The organism is Agrobacterium tumefaciens (assembly GCF_017726655.1).
Lineage (GTDB): Bacteria > Pseudomonadota > Alphaproteobacteria > Rhizobiales > Rhizobiaceae > Agrobacterium > Agrobacterium tumefaciens_B.
In genome coordinates, this window is sequence record NZ_CP072308.1 from 915,586 (window position 1) to 931,567 (window position 15,982).

Consider the following 15,982-nt stretch of genomic DNA (forward strand, 5'->3'; position numbering starts at 1 on the left):
GCCTGCTCCCTATTCCGCCGCCGCGAGCTTCAGGCCCGCAGGTGTGTCCGTGAGCGGCGCCCGGAACGTTTTCAGGCGCAAGGCATTCGTCAGCACGAAGACGCTGGAAAGCGCCATGGCTCCGGCGGCAAGGACAGGCGACAGCAGAACGCCGTTGACAGGATACAATATTCCAGCCGCGACGGGAACGAGAGCCGCGTTATAAGCGAAGGCCCAGAAGAGGTTCTGACCGATATTGCGGATGGTCGCCTTCGAGAGCGCAATCGCATTGGCCACGCCGCGCAAGTCGCCGGACATCAGCACCACATCGGCGCTTTCGATCGCGACATCCGTGCCGGTGCCGATGGCCAGACCAACATCGGCGGCGGCAAGCGCCGGCGCATCGTTGATGCCGTCGCCGACAAAAGCGACACGTCGTCCACCGGCAGAAAGCTTCTTGACCGCCTCCACCTTGCCATCGGGCAGCACTTCCGCAACCACCTCGTCAATGCCGAGGCGACGGGCGATTGCTTCCGCGGTGCGGCGGTTATCCCCGGTGATCATCACGACCTTGAGACCCAGCGCATGCAGCGCTGCAATCGCTTCCGGTGTCGATTGCTTGACCGGATCGGCAACGGCGATAATTGCGGCCAGCCTGCCATCGACGGCAGCATAAAGCGGCGATTGCCCTTCCCTGCCCAGGCGTTCGGCATCATCTGCGAAACTGCCGACATCGTAACCGAGCTTCGTCATGAACCGGTCCGCACCGGCCTCCACCTTGCGGCCATCCACCTGCGCTGCGACACCGAAACCTGGCGTGGCCTCGAAGGCTTCAGCATTGGCGAGCACCATCCCGCCATGTTTCGCGGCCTCGACGATCGCTTCCGCAATCGGATGTTCGGAGTGATTTTCCAGCGAGGCGACAAGGCGCAGCACTTCATCCGTGTTGAACCCCTGCGTCGTCGCAAAATGCACCAGTTTCGGCTTGCCGAGCGTCAGCGTGCCTGTCTTGTCGACCGCGATCACATCGGCGTCGCGCAGCGTCTGAAGCGCATCGCCACGGCGAAACAGCACGCCCATTTCGGCGGCGCGGCCGGTACCGACCATGATGGAGGTCGGCGTGGCGAGACCCATGGCGCAGGGGCAAGCGATGATGAGAACTGCAACCGCGTTGACGAGCGCGAAGGTCAAAGCCGGATCGGGGCCGAAGATGAACCAGACGGCAAAGGTGGCGAGTGCGGCAAGCATGACGGCCGGCACGAACCAGCTGGTCACCTTGTCCACCAGCGCCTGGATGGGCAGCTTGTCGGCCTGAGCCTCCTCAACCATGCGGATGATCTGGGCAATCAGCGTATCGGCACCCACTTTGGTGGCGCGGAATGTCAGGGAACCATTGCGGTTGACCGTACCCCCGACAACCTCCGAACCCGCCGTCTTGGTGACAGGGACCGGCTCGCCCGTGATCATCGACTCATCGACATAAGAAGAGCCGCTGAGGACCAACCCATCGACCGGCACCTTTTCGCCTGGGCGAACGACGATGACATCGTCCACGCGCACGTCCTGCAGCGGCACATCGACGGTTTCGCCATCGCGCAGCACCCGTGCTGACTTGGCCTGCAGGCCGACCAGCCGCTTAATTGCTTCGCTGGTGCGGCCTTTGGCCCGCGCCTCCAGAAAGCGCCCGAGCAGGATCAGCGTAACGATGACCGCTGCGGCTTCATAATAGACATTGGCCGTGCCGCTCGGCAGGATTCGTGGCAGGAAGGTGGCCACAACCGAAAATCCCCAGGCGGCCGCCGTGCCGAGCACGACGAGCGAATTCATATCCGGCGCAAGCCGCAAAAGCGCTGGGATGCCTTTTTTGAAGAAGCGCAGGCCAGGCCCGAAGAGAACCAGCGTCGTCAGGACAAATTGCAGATACCAGCTTTCCCGCATGCCGATCGTTTCCATGACGACATCATGGATGGCGGGTATCAGATGCGAGCCCATTTCCAGCACGAAGACCGGGAGCGTGAGAACCGCCGCCAGGGCAAGGCTGATGTTGAGGTGACGGAGCTCCGCTTCGCGCTTGTCCTGCTCCTCACCGGGCGCCTTGTCGGCAACGATCTCGCTTGCGCTGTAACCGGCCTTCTTGATGGCGTCAGCAAGCTGGGCAGGCGATGCGGCGTTGCCGGCAACGCGAACGGTTGCGCGCTCGGTCGCCAGGTTGACGCTGGCGCTCGAGACACCGGAAACGGCCTTCAACGCCTTCTCGACGCGCCCCACGCAGGAGGCGCAGGTCATGCCTTCAATATTGAGCTCGATCGTTTTTTCATCGACGCCGTAACCGGCCTGCCGCACCGCCTCGATAACGGCGGGCACATCCGGCGGCCCGGAAAAGGCGATGTCGGCCCGTTCCGTTGCCAGATTGACCGAGGCCTTCACAACGCCGGGCACCTTGGCAATCGCCTTTTCAACGCGACCGACACAGGAGGCGCAGGTCATGCCGTCGATCGCGATCTGGTGACTGGCACGGATCTCCATTTGTGACATGCGTATGACCCCTTTCTTCCTGTACTGGAAAAAAGATAGGGCTTCCCATCGTGGCAAGGTCAATAGGTTCTTTTCGATAAGTTTCACCTTCGCACAAATGCCGTGTTTGGCGGTATCTCCCCGCCCCCCTCACCGACACAAATGATGGTAATCCAAAGGAAAAACAGCTTCGATGTACGGTTTCTTTGGGTCGCTTCAGGAACAATCCACCTGCACCTCGGTTGGATTGGCTCCAACAATCAGGAGGCCGATTGATGAAGAAGACCATTCTAACACTCGCGCTCGCGCTCGCCGCCAGCACCGCCATGGCGCAATCCGCAACGGAAACGACGGGCATTAATTCCGCGCTCGGCGTTGCGCCAAAAACCGAAGACTTCGTGATGCAGGTCTCTGCCAGTGACCTCTTCGAAATCGAATCGAGCAAGCTCGCGCTGACCATGGGCGACGAGGCGACCAAGGCCTTCGCCCAGCAGATGGTTACAGAACACGAAAAAACCAGCTCGGAACTGAAAGCTCTTCTTTCTGGAGGCAAGGTGAAGGGGACGCCCGCTACTGCGCTCACCGATGATCACAAGGAAGAAATCGACGATCTGGCCAAACTCGATGGCGCCGAATTCAACGAAGAATATATCGACGACCAGGTCGACGCTCATGAGGATGCGGTCGACCTTTTCAAGCGCTATGCTGAAGGCGGGGACAATGCGGAGCTGAAGGCTTGGGCAGCAAAAACCCTGCCGGCGCTGCAACACCACCTTGAAATGGCTCAGGGTCTCGACAAGAAGTGACCATCACCGCCCGGCCAGCCGCATCATAGCGCTGGCCGGCACCAACACCCTCCATTGACAAGGAATGGAGCTGGTGCGGACGGCGGGACTTGAACCCGCAAGACCAATGGTCGGCAGATTTTAAGTCTGCTGCGTCTACCGATTTCGCCACGTCCGCATCGCGGCGTCCCCTGTCGTTCAGATGCAGGGGCGCTGCGGCTATATTCCACTCGGGCAGCAACCATATGGCGTTAAACCCAAGTGAATGGTGCCTCATCTACACAGGCTGGCATGCCCCGGTCAACGGGGCCTCAGCCACACCACGACTGATTTTTTGCAGATGCCGGGTGGGCGAGGCCTTCGCGAACGAGTTGATCGGCGAAGGAGACGCCGGAACGGGAGAGCCGTTTACGCTCTGCCGCCTGCCCGCCCGCATCACCTGAAGAGGAGACGTCGAAAGCGCCGGCATTCAACATGTCGCGAAGCCTGACCTTTGCGATGAAGCCGCGCTGACGCTCTTCCATGCAGCGCGCACGGTCGATCTGCGGCACCTCAATGCCGGCAAGCTGCATCTTCACGCCCTTCATCCAGAAGGTATTGCCGTCCGCGACGCAGTTGTTGAGGCCAGAGCGGCCGCAAAATGCGAAGGTGCCCGCCTTTTCGCCAAGCGATACTTTCTCGATTGCTGGGCGAGGTTCAGGCTGGATAGCGGCAACCTGGGTGGGCTGCGAGACGGATGGCATGGCGATGGCGCGCGGCGGCACGGGACCGTTGCCGGGTAAGGCGGGCGATGAAGGACGGATAGAAGCGACCTTCTCTGGCGTGACCGCCTCGCGCTTGGGCACGGTCGCGACCTTCGGAGCGCTGGCGGATGACGACGACGTGGCCTTCGCGAAGTGACGTTGCGGCATAAGGCTATCGCGATGTTCATAGGCCTGGATGCCGCCGGCGACCACGCCCAGCATCAGCACCCAGGGCCAAACGCTGCCGCCGCTCGATTTCTTCGCCGTGCGGCGTCGCGCTGTCGATTTTCGGTTGCTCACGATCGGACTCCTTTCAACGGAGCCGCATTATCGGCCAAAGGAGTTTCCGAAAGGTTGGCGAGCAGCCGGTGCTTCGCATTTCGCTCTATCCGCGAAAATACCTAACTCTTTGTTTTTTCAGGGACGATGTGCGGGAACGATTAAAACAGCTGTGGAAAAACCGTTAACGCACCTGATCGAGCAGGCGTTTGCATTCGAGGAGATCAAACAGCGCTTCCTGCAACAGGGCCTGATCGTCCTTGCCGATGCTTGATTTGCCCACCGAAATTTCAGCATCACTATTGCCGCCGCCGAAGCCGAAAAAGCGGCCGCTCGGCTTGGCTTTCGGGCGACCGACAACCTCGTCACCATCGGTATCGATCACGCGTGGCTCGGCGACTTCCTTCTCACCGCTTGCAGCCATGATGGCTTCCATGGTCGCGAGATCACCGGAGGCAATGGCTGCCACGAAACGGTTGCCGTTGGCTTTCAGGAGTTTTTGTACACCCTTGATGGTGTAGCCATGGTCATAAAGAAGGTGGCGAATGCCCTTGAGCAGATCGATATCGTCGGGACGATAATAACGGCGGCCCCCACCCCGTTTCATCGGCTTGATCTGCGGAAAGCGCGTCTCCCAGAACCGCAACACATGCTGCGGCAGGTTCAGCTCGTCCGCCACTTCACTGATCGTCCGGAACGCGTCGGGGCTTTTGTCCAAATTTCCACTCCTATCCAAACCGGAGCGCCATGCACCTGGCCGGACACTGAACGAGAACGCCTGTCACCGCTGGGAACCATTGCTGTCTACCAAGACCCGCGCAGACACCGTTGCGGTAAATACAAATCACTAAAATTGATTATGATGTGAGTCGACCAGATTTCAACGGCTTGCCCGTTGAATTTCAAGTGTGTTCACAGGAAGAATGGTAAAACTGTGTTGCAATGTCGCCCGAAGACGAGGTCCTGGCGGACTGTGGGACTGCTCAAGCCCCGGTCTTCTGGCCCTTCTGCTTGGCCTTGCGGGCCGTGTGAGCTTTCAGAATACGCTGTTTCAGCACGTTCGATGCCTTGAAGGTCATCACCCGACGCGGCGAAATCGGAACTTCCTCACCCGTCTTCGGGTTGCGTCCGATACGCTCGTTCTTTTCCCGGATCTGGAAAGTTGCGAACGACGATAGCTTTACGACCTCGCCACGGGTGATCGCGTTGCATATTTCGTCAATGATCGTTTCGACCAGTTCGGCGGATTCGGTGCGGGACAGCCCGACTTTACGAAACACAGATTCTGCAAGATCTGCGCGTGTCACTGTCTTCCCGGCCATTTTTCCCCACAAACCGTGTCTGAATTTTTCTCTAGGAGCCGCCGAGATTATTTCCCTTGTGGCGACCGGTCAAGGGATTGTTCCAGATTCATTGGAGGCTTTCGGCAATCACTGCAAGGGCTTAGGTGACCGATACGGTTTTGCAACAGGGCGGGGCCGCTTTGGCGCTTCGTGAGGGGCGCGGGGGCAAAAAACACGGCGGAATTCGCGCCACCGCGCTCCCAAACGCAGAGAAATGCCCTACCAGCGCAGCAGGACGGCGCCCCAGGTGAAACCACCGCCCATAGCCTCCAGCATGACGAGATCGCCCTTCTTGATGCGTCCGTCGCCCGCCGCAACCGCAAGCGCCAGGGGAATGGAGGCAGCCGAGGTATTGCCGTGCTGATCGACGGTTATGACGACCTTTTCCGGGTCGATGTTGAGCTTCTTGGCGGAGCCGTCGATGATGCGCTTGTTGGCCTGGTGGGGGACCAGCCAGTCGAGGTCATCCGATGTCGTGCCCGTCGCTTCGAAAGCCTGCTCGATGACGTCGGTGATCATGCCAACGGCATGCTTGAAGACCTCCCGGCCCTCCATGCGCAGATGGCCGACCGTGCCGGTCGTGGACGGTCCGCCGTCGACATAGAGCTTTTCCTTGTGCGAGCCGTCTGACCGCAGCTGCGCCGTCAGAATACCGCGATCGGCAGAGGTGCCCTCGCCTTCGCCCGCTTCCAGAACCAGCGCGCCGGCGCCGTCGCCGAAGAGAACGCAGGTGGTGCGGTCCTTCCAGTCGAGGATCCGCGAGAAGGTTTCAGAACCGATCACCAGGACGCGCTTGGCCATCCCGCCGCGGATATAGAGATCGGCGGTCGACACCGCATAGACAAAGCCTGAGCAGACGGCCTGCATGTCGAAGGCGAAGCCATGGGTCATGCCAAGACGGTTCTGGATGTTTACAGCCGTCGCCGGAAACGTATTGTCCGGCGTCGAGGTAGCCAAAATGATGAGATCGATATCGTCGGGCGTGAGTCCGGCATTGTCGAGCGCCGCACGCGCTGCTGCCTCGCCGAGCGACGCCGTGGTTTCGTCATCGCCAGCGATATAGCGCTGCTTGATGCCGGTGCGCTGCACGATCCATTCGTCGGATGTCTCCACGACACCTTCGATTTCGCTGTTGGTCATGACACGCTTCGGAAGCGCTGCCCCGAAACCACGAACTATAGAGCGGATCATTCCCTTATTCCTCGTCAGCCACGAGAGCTTCGGGCGCCGGGGGCGGAAGCCGTCTTGCGTGGTAAATTTTCAGATCATTCTCAATCTTGGCCGTGAGGCCGTTATGAACCATGTCGTAGCCGACATCCACGGCGGAGGCAAAACCAACGGCATCCGTCCCGCCATGGCTCTTGATGACGATGCCGTTGAGGCCCAGAAACACGCCACCATTGACCTTGCGAGGGTCCATTTTTTCTCTCAGCACATCGAAGGCGCTTTTTGCCAGAATATACCCGATCTTCGCAAAGAAGCTGCGGGAGATCGCCTCACGCAGAAGCGTGGTGATCTGGCGTGCGGTCCCTTCGGCGGCTTTCAGCGCGATGTTGCCGGTAAAGCCTTCCGTCACCACCACATCCACCGTGCCCTTGCCGATGTCGTCACCTTCAACGAAGCCGCGATAGTCGATGGTGCCAAGATCGGCCTCGCGGATCAGCCGGCCTGCCTCGCGAACCTCTTCCTGGCCCTTGACCTCTTCAACACCGACATTGAGCAGGCCCACGGTCGGACGGTCGATATCGAACAGCGCGCGGGCCATGGCCCCGCCCATCAGGGCGAAATCGAGAAGTTGCTGGGAATCGGCGCCTATCGTTGCACCAATGTCGAGCACGATGCTTTCGCCCTTCAGCGTCGGCCAGATGCCGGCGATTGCCGGGCGCTCCACCCGCGCCATGGTGCGCAAACAGAATTTCGCCATGGCCATCAGCGCACCTGTGTTTCCGGCAGAAACGGCCACGTCGGCTTCATTGAGTTTGACTGCCTCGATCGCGCGCCACATGCTGGAGACGTAGCGGCCACGGCGCAAAGCCTGGCTCGGCTTTTCATCCATGCTGACCGAGACTTCGCAATCATGGAAGACCGATTTCTCCCGGAGTGCGGGATATTGTGCCAGAATGGGCTCGCATTTGCTCTTCTGCCCGTAGAGCAGAAAAGTTACATCGTTGTGCCGCTCCAGCGCCTTGGCAGCGCCGGGGATGGCAACATCTGGGCCGAAATCGCCACCCATGACGTCAATTGCAATTCTGATCACGCGTCCCTTATCCTTAACTGCCGCCAATCAAGCGGATTTTGCGCGAAAATACCTTTTCCGGCCTTCGTTACAATAAAATTATTTCCGCCCGGCTGGGCCATTCAGTCTTTTTTCCAGTCTTTCAGCACGGCAAAGGGCGATGGCCGCTTCTCTTCTTCAGGTTCTTTTTCGGCCGTTTCGGGAAACGCCGCATCCGGTTTGCGCGGATAGGGATCGATGGCAAGGGCGGCAAATTCGGCAACGACGGCGCCGACATCGATGCTGTCGCCTGTGAACTGATCGGGAATATCAGGGCCATCCGGATCGAGCACGATTTCGCCTTCCTCGTTGGTGACCATGCGGGCCAGTTTCGAGCCTTCCGGCACGAAAATCTGCTCGATGGTCTCATCGATCTTGCTCGAAACCGGCTCCAGCGTCACGACGCAGGACTGCGTGACCGCCCCGTGCACCTCGCCTTTTACCTTCACACCATCCTTCTTCCAGCGGGATACCTGCAGCTCTGCCTTCAGATATTCGACGGAAACCACATCCCAGAATTTCGCCAGGGCCTTGAGTTCATCGGCGCTGGCTTCCAGACCAATCCTCACCGGATTGGCGGAAATATGGCCTACCTTGACGGGGTAGGAAAACGGCAGGTCGTCATTTGCGGGGTGTCGCGCGTTCATCGTGAACCTCATTGTCCAGGCAGGGGCAGCGTCAGGCTTCCGGTTGCTATCGTTTCTTCGGACTGGGCGGCAATGGCATCGGATGCTTGCATCATCCAGCCCGCCAGCCCTTCCATGTCCCGCGCCTTGTCATCTGCCTGCGGATATATATTGCGCCGGAGCGCTGCGGCAAGAGCAGCGCGGTCGGAGGCATCCAGCGCCGAAGCGTAGGATTCCAGCCGTCCATAAAACATACCGGCAAATTTCTTCATGCGTTTCGGCACGCCCTGGTCACCGATCCCAAGTTCCCTGATCGAATGATCGAGGTCCTGAAAAAAAGCGTCGACGATTTCCTGGGCGATTTCCTGGCCGCTGACGCCAGAGGATTTGGTGCGACGGAAATAGAGAATCATGACGGCCGAGAGCATCTCGAAACGGCCCATGACCGTATCCGGCACACCCAGATCGAGATAAAACCCAGGCGTGCGGGCCGCCGCCGTCAGCGTGGCATATTGCCTGTCAACGACGGCCCGATTGTTGTTTTTCTGTCTGAAAAGCCCGAATATCATCGTTTTTTTTCCGAACGGGACGGGTGAATGCGCTAACCGCCCATCGCACTTGTTGCATGATCGTCAAAGCTGGTTTACCGAAGCATCCACGAATTGCAATGCTGTCGCGGTCACGTTCGTCTTTGGGCTGAAACAGTCGAAGAGAACCGGAGGAGCTCCAAACGTCCGGGAAAGCATTGAATTTGGGGGGTGATCGGGATTTTCCGTCCCCGGATTGACACAATCATGTGCACAGACACTGTGCACCACGCAATGCCGGAAGGTGCCATTCATGATCGCAGTCGGGGAAAAGCAGTTGAGCAAGCAGAAATCCGCAAGTCACGGCAAAATTCTGAGCAAGACCGCCATTGCAATCGTGCTCGCATCCGGTCTGCTTTCCGCCTGCACCAGCACGACAGATGTTTTCCACAACGGCTACGTCATGGACGAGCAGTCGCTCCAGCTGATCCCCGAGGGTTCGAGCCGCGAGCAGGTGCTGCTGACCATGGGCACGCCCTCCACGACCGCGACGTTCGGCAACGAGGTGTTCTATTACATCTCGCAGAAGCGCGTGCGCCGTGCCGCCTTCATGAAGCCGTCGCTGGTCGAGCAGAACATTCTCGCGATCTATTTCAACAAGGATGGCGTGATCGAGCGCAAGGCCAACTACACGCTGCAGGACGGCAAGGTCTTCGACACGATTTCGCGCACCACGCCGACGGGCGGCAAGGACCTCACCTTCCTCCAGCAGCTGCTCTCGGGCGGCACGTCGGGCGCCAATATCGCCAAGAGCATTCTCGGCCAAAGCGGCAACGCTCCCTGACGGTGGCGGGAGTGAGACATTCAAAGGCCCGGGGATCGCTCCCCGGGCCTTTTCATTTGGCGGATTAACAAGCCTTAGTGGGCGAGAACGGCGAGCAGCAGCAAGGCTACGATATTCGTTATCTTGATTGCAGGATTGACGGCCGGACCAGCCGTATCCTTGTAGGGATCGCCGACCGTATCACCCGTTACCGACGCCTTGTGTGCGTCCGATCCCTTAACGTGGCGCACGCCATCCTTGTCGACGAAGCCATCTTCGAAGCTTTTCTTGGCATTGTCCCAGGCGCCGCCGCCCGAGGTCATGGAGATCGCCACGAACAGGCCGTTGATGATGACACCAAGCAGTGACGCGCCCAATGCTGCGAAGGCCGATGCCTTGGAACCGGAAATGGCGAGCACGCCGAAATAGACGACGATGGGCGCCAGAACCGGCAGCAGCGAAGGGATGACCATTTCCTTGATTGCCGCACGCGTCAACAAGTCTACGGCCTTGCCATAGTCCGGCTTTTCCGTGCCGGCCATGATACCGGGCTTTTCGCGGAACTGCCGGCGCACTTCCTCGACAATCGAACCCGCGGCCTTGCCGACAGCCGTCATGGCAATGCCGCCAAAGAGATAGGGAATGAGACCGCCGAACAGCAGGCCGGCAACCACGTAAGGATTGGCGAGGCTGAAGGAAATCTCGCCGACATCCTTGAAGTAGGGATAGGTATCGCCATTGGCCGCGAAAAAGGAAAGGTCGTTGGCATAAGCGGCAAATAGAACCAGCGCGCCGAGACCGGCCGAGCCGATGGCATAACCCTTGGTCACGGCCTTGGTGGTGTTACCGACCGCATCCAGCGCATCGGTCGCCTTGCGAACGTCGGGGTCGAGGCCTGCCATCTCGGCGATACCGCCCGCATTATCGGTGACGGGGCCGAAGGCGTCGAGGGCGACGATCATGCCGGCAAGGCCGAGCATGGCCGTCACCGCGATGCCCGTGCCGAAGAGGCCACCGAGCTGATAGGTGCCGATGATGCCGCCGACGATGACGATGGCGGGCAGCGCTGTCGACTCCAGAGAGACGGCAAGGCCCTGGATGACGTTGGTGCCGTGGCCGGTAACCGAGGCCTGTGCGATGGAATTGACCGGACGCTTGTTGGTCCCGGTGTAATATTCGGTAATGACGACGATCAGAGCCGTCACGACAAGGCCCACCAACCCGCAGAAGAAGAGGTTGGTGCCTGTTATTTCCATGCCGGCCACAGTCCCGACCGTGCCCCAGCCGATCGTCGCATGGGTGGCGACCGCAAGACCGACGACCGAGAAGACGCCGGTGGCGATGAGCCCCTTGTAAAGCGCGCCCATGATGGAATTATTAGTGCCGAGCTTGACGAAGAAGGTGCCGGCAATCGACGTCAGGATGCAGGCGCCGCAGATCGCCAGCGGATAGACCATGGCGCTCTCAAGCACCGGCGTGCCGGCAAAGAAAATGGCTGCGAGAACCATGGTCGCAACGACGGAGACGGCATAGGTCTCGAAAAGATCGGCCGCCATGCCAGCGCAATCGCCGACGTTGTCACCGACATTGTCGGCAATGGTTGCGGGGTTGCGCGGGTCGTCCTCGGGAATGCCTGCTTCCACCTTGCCGACGAGATCACCGCCGACATCCGCGCCCTTGGTAAAGATGCCGCCGCCGAGACGGGCGAAGATGGAGATCAGCGACGCGCCGAAGCCAAGCGACACCAGCGCATCGATCACTTCTCGCGAGCCGGGCGCGTGGCCCATCACCGACGTCAGGACGAAATAATAGATGGAGACGCCCAGCAGCGCCAGGCCAGCCACCAGCATGCCGGTGATGGCGCCCGATTTGAAGGCGATATCGAGACCGGCGGAAAGGCTGTGGGATGCAGCCTGCGCGGTGCGAAGATTGGCGCGCACGGACACATGCATGCCGACAAAACCGGCAACCCCGGACAGAACCGCGCCAATGATGAAGCCGATGGCGGCCATGGATGAGAGAAGATACCACGCCAGAACGGCGACGATCAGGCCGACGATGGCGATGGTGAGATACTGACGGGTGAGATAAGCCTGCGCACCTTCACGGATATAACCTGCTATTTCACGCATGCGCTCGTTGCCCTGATCGGCATCGAGAACGCTCTTGGTGGCCCATGCCGCGTAAACCACGGACAGGACACCGCATAAAATTACTATCGGTATTACGGTCATGCGCACTTACCTCCCAAAAGGCCGGGTCTCACTCCCTCCCCGGCGCGGCGAAACCTTGTGCAGAGGGGGATGGACGGCGTGTCCGAAGTCCCCCGATTGGGCATTTGTTCCCCTCCCAAGGAAAAATGTCCTCAGTGCCGAGATTGCGTTGGCGAAAGGTGTCGCGTCAAGCCCACAAATTTGCCTGAAACTTGAAAGGGGTAGCGCGCGGCGCGCGACTCAGGCGGCTTTTTTCTGCTTGGTGAGGATAAGTGAGAGGACGAGCAGGAGGCAAAGGCCGGCAACCGGCCAGATAACGAGGTTCATCACCGACCAGCCCCAGGCCGTGAAAACCTTGCCCGATGAAAAGGACGACAGCGCCACCGCGCCGAACAGCACGATATCGTGGAAGCCTTGGACCTTGTCCGCCTCCTGCGGGCGATAGCTGGACGTAATGATGGCGGTCGCGCCAATGAAGCCGAAGTTCCAGCCAAGGCCAAGCAGGATGAGCGCCGCCCAGAAGTTCCACAATTCGATGCCCATATGGGCGACGATGGCGCAGGCCATCAGAATAAGGAGGCCGGAAGCGACGATCTTTTCCGCACCGAACCTGGAGATCAGCATGCCCGTGAAGAAGCTTGGGCCGAACATGGCAAGCACATGCCACTGGATGCCGAGCGTGGCGAGTTCGGTCGGGAAACCGCAGCCGACGACCATGGCGAGCGGTGCGCCGGTCATCATGAAGGTCATCAGCGCGTAAGAGCCGATGCCGCAGATCATGCCGGTGATGAAACGCTGGGTGCGCACGATTTCCGACAGCGGCCTTGCCGCCTCGGCATGTGTCGCGGCGGTTTTTGGGTCGGGTAATTTCAGAAAGGCCAGAATGGCGATCGCAACCAGACCAAGCGGCACGAGGGCGATGAAAGCACCGGCGAAGGTGACCGGAGCCAGAAGGTCCTTGCCGACGATGGCCAGCTGCGGCCCGACAATGGCGGAGATGATGCCGCCTGCCAGGATCCAGGAGATCGCCTTCGGCTTGTAGAAGGAGGGCGAAGCATCGGCGGCGGCAAACCTGATTTTCTGGGTAAAGCCGCCGGAAATGCCGATCAACAGCAGGCCAAGCGCAAACAGCCAGAAATCAGAGCGAAAGAGAGCGACCGCGGCAATGCCGCCGCCGATGGAGCACATCAGCGCACCGACCATGAAGCCCGCCTTGCGACCGAGGAAGCGGGATGCGGCCGCCACGCAGATCGCGCCGAGCGCGACGCCGATGTTGAAGCCTGTCAAGGGCGCAGTCGCCAGCGACTTGTCAGCGCCAAGCAGTTGATAGCCGGCAAGCGCGCCGACCGAAAAGCTCATCGGCGCGGCCGATCCCATGATCGCCTGCGCCATGGTGAGAAGGAAGACGTTGCGCTTCGCCTCGCCCAGTTGAACTTCAAGTCCGGGGACGGAAACGGCGCTCATGTCTTCCTCATCTAACGTATTTTAGCGTTTTGCCTCGCCGCGCACCTGCTTGGCGATGCGGTCCAGAACCGCATTCACCAGCTTCGGCTCGTCGTGCTCGAAGAAAGCACGGGCGATTTCGACATATTCGGTCACGATGACGGCGACCGGTACGTCCTTGCGCTCAAGAATTTCAAAGGCGCCGGCACGTAGAATGGCGCGCACGGTGGCATCGAGACGCGACAGCGGCCAGTCTTCCAGAAGGGCGGAGCGCACCAGCGGGTCGATCTTCGTCTGGTCGCGCACGACGCCCGAGACGATCGAACGGAACCACGACGGATCTGCCTTAAGATAGGTATCGCCATCGACTTCCTGGCCGAGTCGGTGTGCCTCATATTCGGCAACCACTTCCATCACGCCGGTTCCGCCGACATCCATCTGGTACAGCGCCTGCACGGCCGCAAGGCGGGCCGCGCCGCGCTGGTTGGCGGGCTTTACCGAAGGCTGGCGCGGTTCACCGCCGTTTTCAACATCCGACATGCGTTCAGCCACCCAGTTTCTTTTTCAGCTCGATCATGGTCAGCGCCGCACGGGCGGCGAAACCGCCCTTGTCCTTGTCGGTGCGGCGCACGCGCGCCCAGGCCTGCTCATCGTTCTCGACGGTAAGAATGCCGTTGCCGATCGGCAACGATTCGCTGACGGCGAGATCCATCAGGGCGCGGGAGGATTCGTTGGCGACGATATCAAAGTGATAGGTCTCACCACGAATGACCATGCCCAGCGCAACAAAACCGTCATATTCCGTGCCGTCATTGTCGGCGCCGTCAAGCGCCATGGCGATGGCGGCCGGGATTTCGAGTGCGCCGGGAACGGTGATGACGTCATAGGTGGCGCCAGCTTCATCGAGCGCGAACTTCGCGCCTTCGAGAAGGGCATCGGCCATATCGTCATAAAAACGTGCTTCCACGATAAGAAGATGGGGTTTGGACATGATATTTTCCTGAAAAGCTTGATGCCGGATCATACCGGCTTTTGCGGCGGTCAAACCACGGCTGGCTGTTTTTGGCAAGTAATTTCATGTGTCGGCGGCGCAAGAGGCCGCGTCTGCCGGGCATTTGGCCCGGTTTTGCGCTCCCGACGCGGCTCCCCGTGAATCAGGTTTTCTGGAAGGCGAGATGGACGCCGAGCCCCATCAGCACCGTTCCGGCGGCGCGGCGGGCCAGAGCCTGCGCGGTGCTCGATCGTTTCAGACGCCCGACCATCGCGCCTGCAAGAAGCACGCCGACGAGATCGGCGGAGGAGAAGATGAAATTGACGGCGATGCCAAGGATCAGGAACTGCAGCCAGACGGGCAAAGCGGCCGCCGGATCGACAAATTGCGGCAGGAAGGCAAGAAAAAACAGCGCGGTCTTCGGGTTGAGCACATCCACGATGATGCTGTCGACGAAGGCCCGACGTGCCGATTTCGGTTCAACGGTCAGATTGACCGCCTCGCCTTCCATTTTGCTACGCACCATCGAGAAACCGAGCCAGACCAGATATAGCGCGCCGCACAGCTTCACCGCGAGGTAAAGCCACGGCACCGCCTGAAACAGCACGGAAAGGCCGGCGGCAGCCGCGAAGATGTGGAAATAGCAGCCAACATGGATGCCGAGCACCGCCATCAGCCCGGCAAACCGGCCACGCGCCATGGTTTGCGCGGCCGCGTAAAGCATGGCCGGGCCGGGAATATAGGCAAACAGGGCAGTGGTGATGAAAAAGGCTGTGAGCAGCTCATAGGACGGCATGATGGTTCCCCTACCTCATTTGGCAGAAAGTAGACTGCAAACGGCTTTCCTGCTCACAAGCGACCGACCAGCATCTCGACCCGTGCCAGATGCGCCCGTCGTTTTTCCTCGTTCGAACGGTCCATATCGTAAAGATTAACCAGCTTGAAATCGAGACCTCTCGCGCAAAATGCAGCGATGCCCCGCTTGAGCAGCCTTCTCACGGGGTTACCCATGTATAAATGCACGATCCACCATGGAGAGCCAGTCGAGGTAAAGGCCCACAACACGCGAATATGTCTAAGCTTTGGACGGAGGCGACCACCAGCCGGGTCGTTATCGAAGGCGACGCCGGGAACAAAAACCCTATCGACATAACCTTTGAGGATCGCTGGAAAATTGAACCACCACTGCGGGAAAACCAGCACAAGCCCGTCCGCCTGCTGGAGACGGCGGACGAAGGGCTCGGCCTCCGACACATCGTAGTCCGGCTGAAAATAACGGGCGCGCTCCGTAGATGTCAGCCGTGGATCGAAATTCTCTCGGTAAAGATCCAGGAAATCGACCGTATGCCCGTTCGCGAGGAGTTTGCGCCGTATGGTCTCCGCAACGCCGGCGGCGAAGCTTTCCTCCAGTGGATGAGCGAGTACCACCAGAATCCGCATT

The 15,982-nt window shown here is 59.9% G+C and carries 16 protein-coding genes and 1 tRNA gene; 2 read left to right on the plus strand and 15 right to left on the minus strand.

Annotated elements, in window-relative coordinates; genetic code table 11:
- Positions 1–9: 9 nt before the first annotated feature.
- Complete coding sequence (locus AT6N2_RS04620) at positions 10–2,514, minus strand: heavy metal translocating P-type ATPase (protein WP_209088847.1); 2,505 nt, start codon at positions 2,512–2,514, stop codon at positions 10–12.
- A 254-nt stretch (positions 2,515–2,768) separates the two neighbouring features.
- Here AT6N2_RS04620 and AT6N2_RS04625 point away from each other — a divergent pair, with 254 nt between their 5' ends.
- On the plus strand, positions 2,769–3,299 hold the full coding sequence (locus AT6N2_RS04625; protein WP_209088849.1) for a DUF4142 domain-containing protein: 531 nt from the start codon (positions 2,769–2,771) through the stop codon (positions 3,297–3,299).
- Positions 3,300–3,370: 71 nt separating this feature from the next.
- Here AT6N2_RS04625 and AT6N2_RS04630 read toward each other — a convergent pair.
- From AT6N2_RS04630 to AT6N2_RS04665, 8 genes are all read right to left on the minus strand, one after another.
- Positions 3,371–3,456: transfer RNA gene (locus tag AT6N2_RS04630), tRNA-Leu, on the minus strand.
- Between the two features lie 133 nt (positions 3,457–3,589).
- Positions 3,590–4,321: a nuclease gene (locus tag AT6N2_RS04635; protein WP_209088852.1), complete on the minus strand. Its 732-nt coding sequence runs from the start codon at positions 4,319–4,321 to the stop codon at positions 3,590–3,592.
- Positions 4,322–4,484: 163 nt separating this feature from the next.
- Positions 4,485–5,018, minus strand: a complete 534-nt coding sequence (locus AT6N2_RS04640) for a MerR family transcriptional regulator (RefSeq protein ID WP_003502237.1) — start codon at positions 5,016–5,018, stop codon at positions 4,485–4,487.
- Positions 5,019–5,283: 265 nt separating this feature from the next.
- A complete protein-coding gene (locus AT6N2_RS04645) occupies positions 5,284–5,622 on the minus strand; it encodes an integration host factor subunit alpha (RefSeq protein ID WP_063951285.1) in 339 nt (112 codons plus the stop codon).
- A gap of 240 nt (positions 5,623–5,862) precedes the next feature.
- Entirely contained in the window at positions 5,863–6,834 is a 972-nt protein-coding gene (locus AT6N2_RS04650) for a beta-ketoacyl-ACP synthase III (protein ID WP_063951286.1), read from the minus strand.
- 4 nt (positions 6,835–6,838) lie between these two features.
- Positions 6,839–7,900 carry a phosphate acyltransferase PlsX gene (plsX, locus tag AT6N2_RS04655; protein ID WP_144574863.1) on the minus strand — a complete coding sequence of 354 codons (1,062 nt, stop codon included), beginning with the start codon at positions 7,898–7,900 and terminating at the stop codon, positions 6,839–6,841.
- 101 nt (positions 7,901–8,001) lie between these two features.
- Complete coding sequence (locus AT6N2_RS04660) at positions 8,002–8,565, minus strand: YceD family protein (protein ID WP_209088855.1); 564 nt, start codon at positions 8,563–8,565, stop codon at positions 8,002–8,004.
- Between the two features lie 8 nt (positions 8,566–8,573).
- The gene (locus AT6N2_RS04665; RefSeq protein WP_209088858.1) at positions 8,574–9,113 is read right to left on the minus strand and encodes a ubiquinol-cytochrome C chaperone family protein; all 540 of its coding nucleotides are present in this window, start codon (positions 9,111–9,113) and stop codon (positions 8,574–8,576) included.
- Between the two features lie 271 nt (positions 9,114–9,384).
- On the opposite strand from AT6N2_RS04665, the gene AT6N2_RS04670 reads away from it, so the two are divergent.
- Positions 9,385–9,915, plus strand: a complete 531-nt coding sequence (locus AT6N2_RS04670; RefSeq protein WP_063951289.1) for an outer membrane protein assembly factor BamE — start codon at positions 9,385–9,387, stop codon at positions 9,913–9,915.
- A gap of 74 nt (positions 9,916–9,989) precedes the next feature.
- Here AT6N2_RS04670 and AT6N2_RS04675 read toward each other — a convergent pair whose 3' ends face one another.
- The 6 genes from AT6N2_RS04675 to AT6N2_RS04700 form a co-directional block, all read right to left on the minus strand.
- Positions 9,990–12,128, minus strand: coding sequence for a sodium-translocating pyrophosphatase (locus AT6N2_RS04675; RefSeq protein ID WP_209088861.1), 2,139 nt, complete (start codon positions 12,126–12,128; stop codon positions 9,990–9,992).
- A gap of 219 nt (positions 12,129–12,347) precedes the next feature.
- On the minus strand, positions 12,348–13,571 hold the full coding sequence (locus AT6N2_RS04680) for an MFS transporter (protein WP_209088863.1): 1,224 nt from the start codon (positions 13,569–13,571) through the stop codon (positions 12,348–12,350).
- 21 nt (positions 13,572–13,592) lie between these two features.
- Positions 13,593–14,090: a transcription antitermination factor NusB gene (gene nusB / locus AT6N2_RS04685; protein ID WP_013635887.1), complete on the minus strand. Its 498-nt coding sequence runs from the start codon at positions 14,088–14,090 to the stop codon at positions 13,593–13,595.
- A 4-nt stretch (positions 14,091–14,094) separates the two neighbouring features.
- On the minus strand, positions 14,095–14,541 hold the full coding sequence (gene ribH / locus AT6N2_RS04690) for a 6,7-dimethyl-8-ribityllumazine synthase (protein ID WP_063951394.1): 447 nt from the start codon (positions 14,539–14,541) through the stop codon (positions 14,095–14,097).
- A gap of 163 nt (positions 14,542–14,704) precedes the next feature.
- Positions 14,705–15,337, minus strand: coding sequence for a LysE family translocator (locus tag AT6N2_RS04695; protein WP_209088866.1), 633 nt, complete (start codon positions 15,335–15,337; stop codon positions 14,705–14,707).
- A 53-nt stretch (positions 15,338–15,390) separates the two neighbouring features.
- Positions 15,391–15,981: an NAD(P)H-dependent oxidoreductase gene (locus AT6N2_RS04700; protein ID WP_209088869.1), complete on the minus strand. Its 591-nt coding sequence runs from the start codon at positions 15,979–15,981 to the stop codon at positions 15,391–15,393.
- Position 15,982 lies beyond the last annotated feature (1 nt).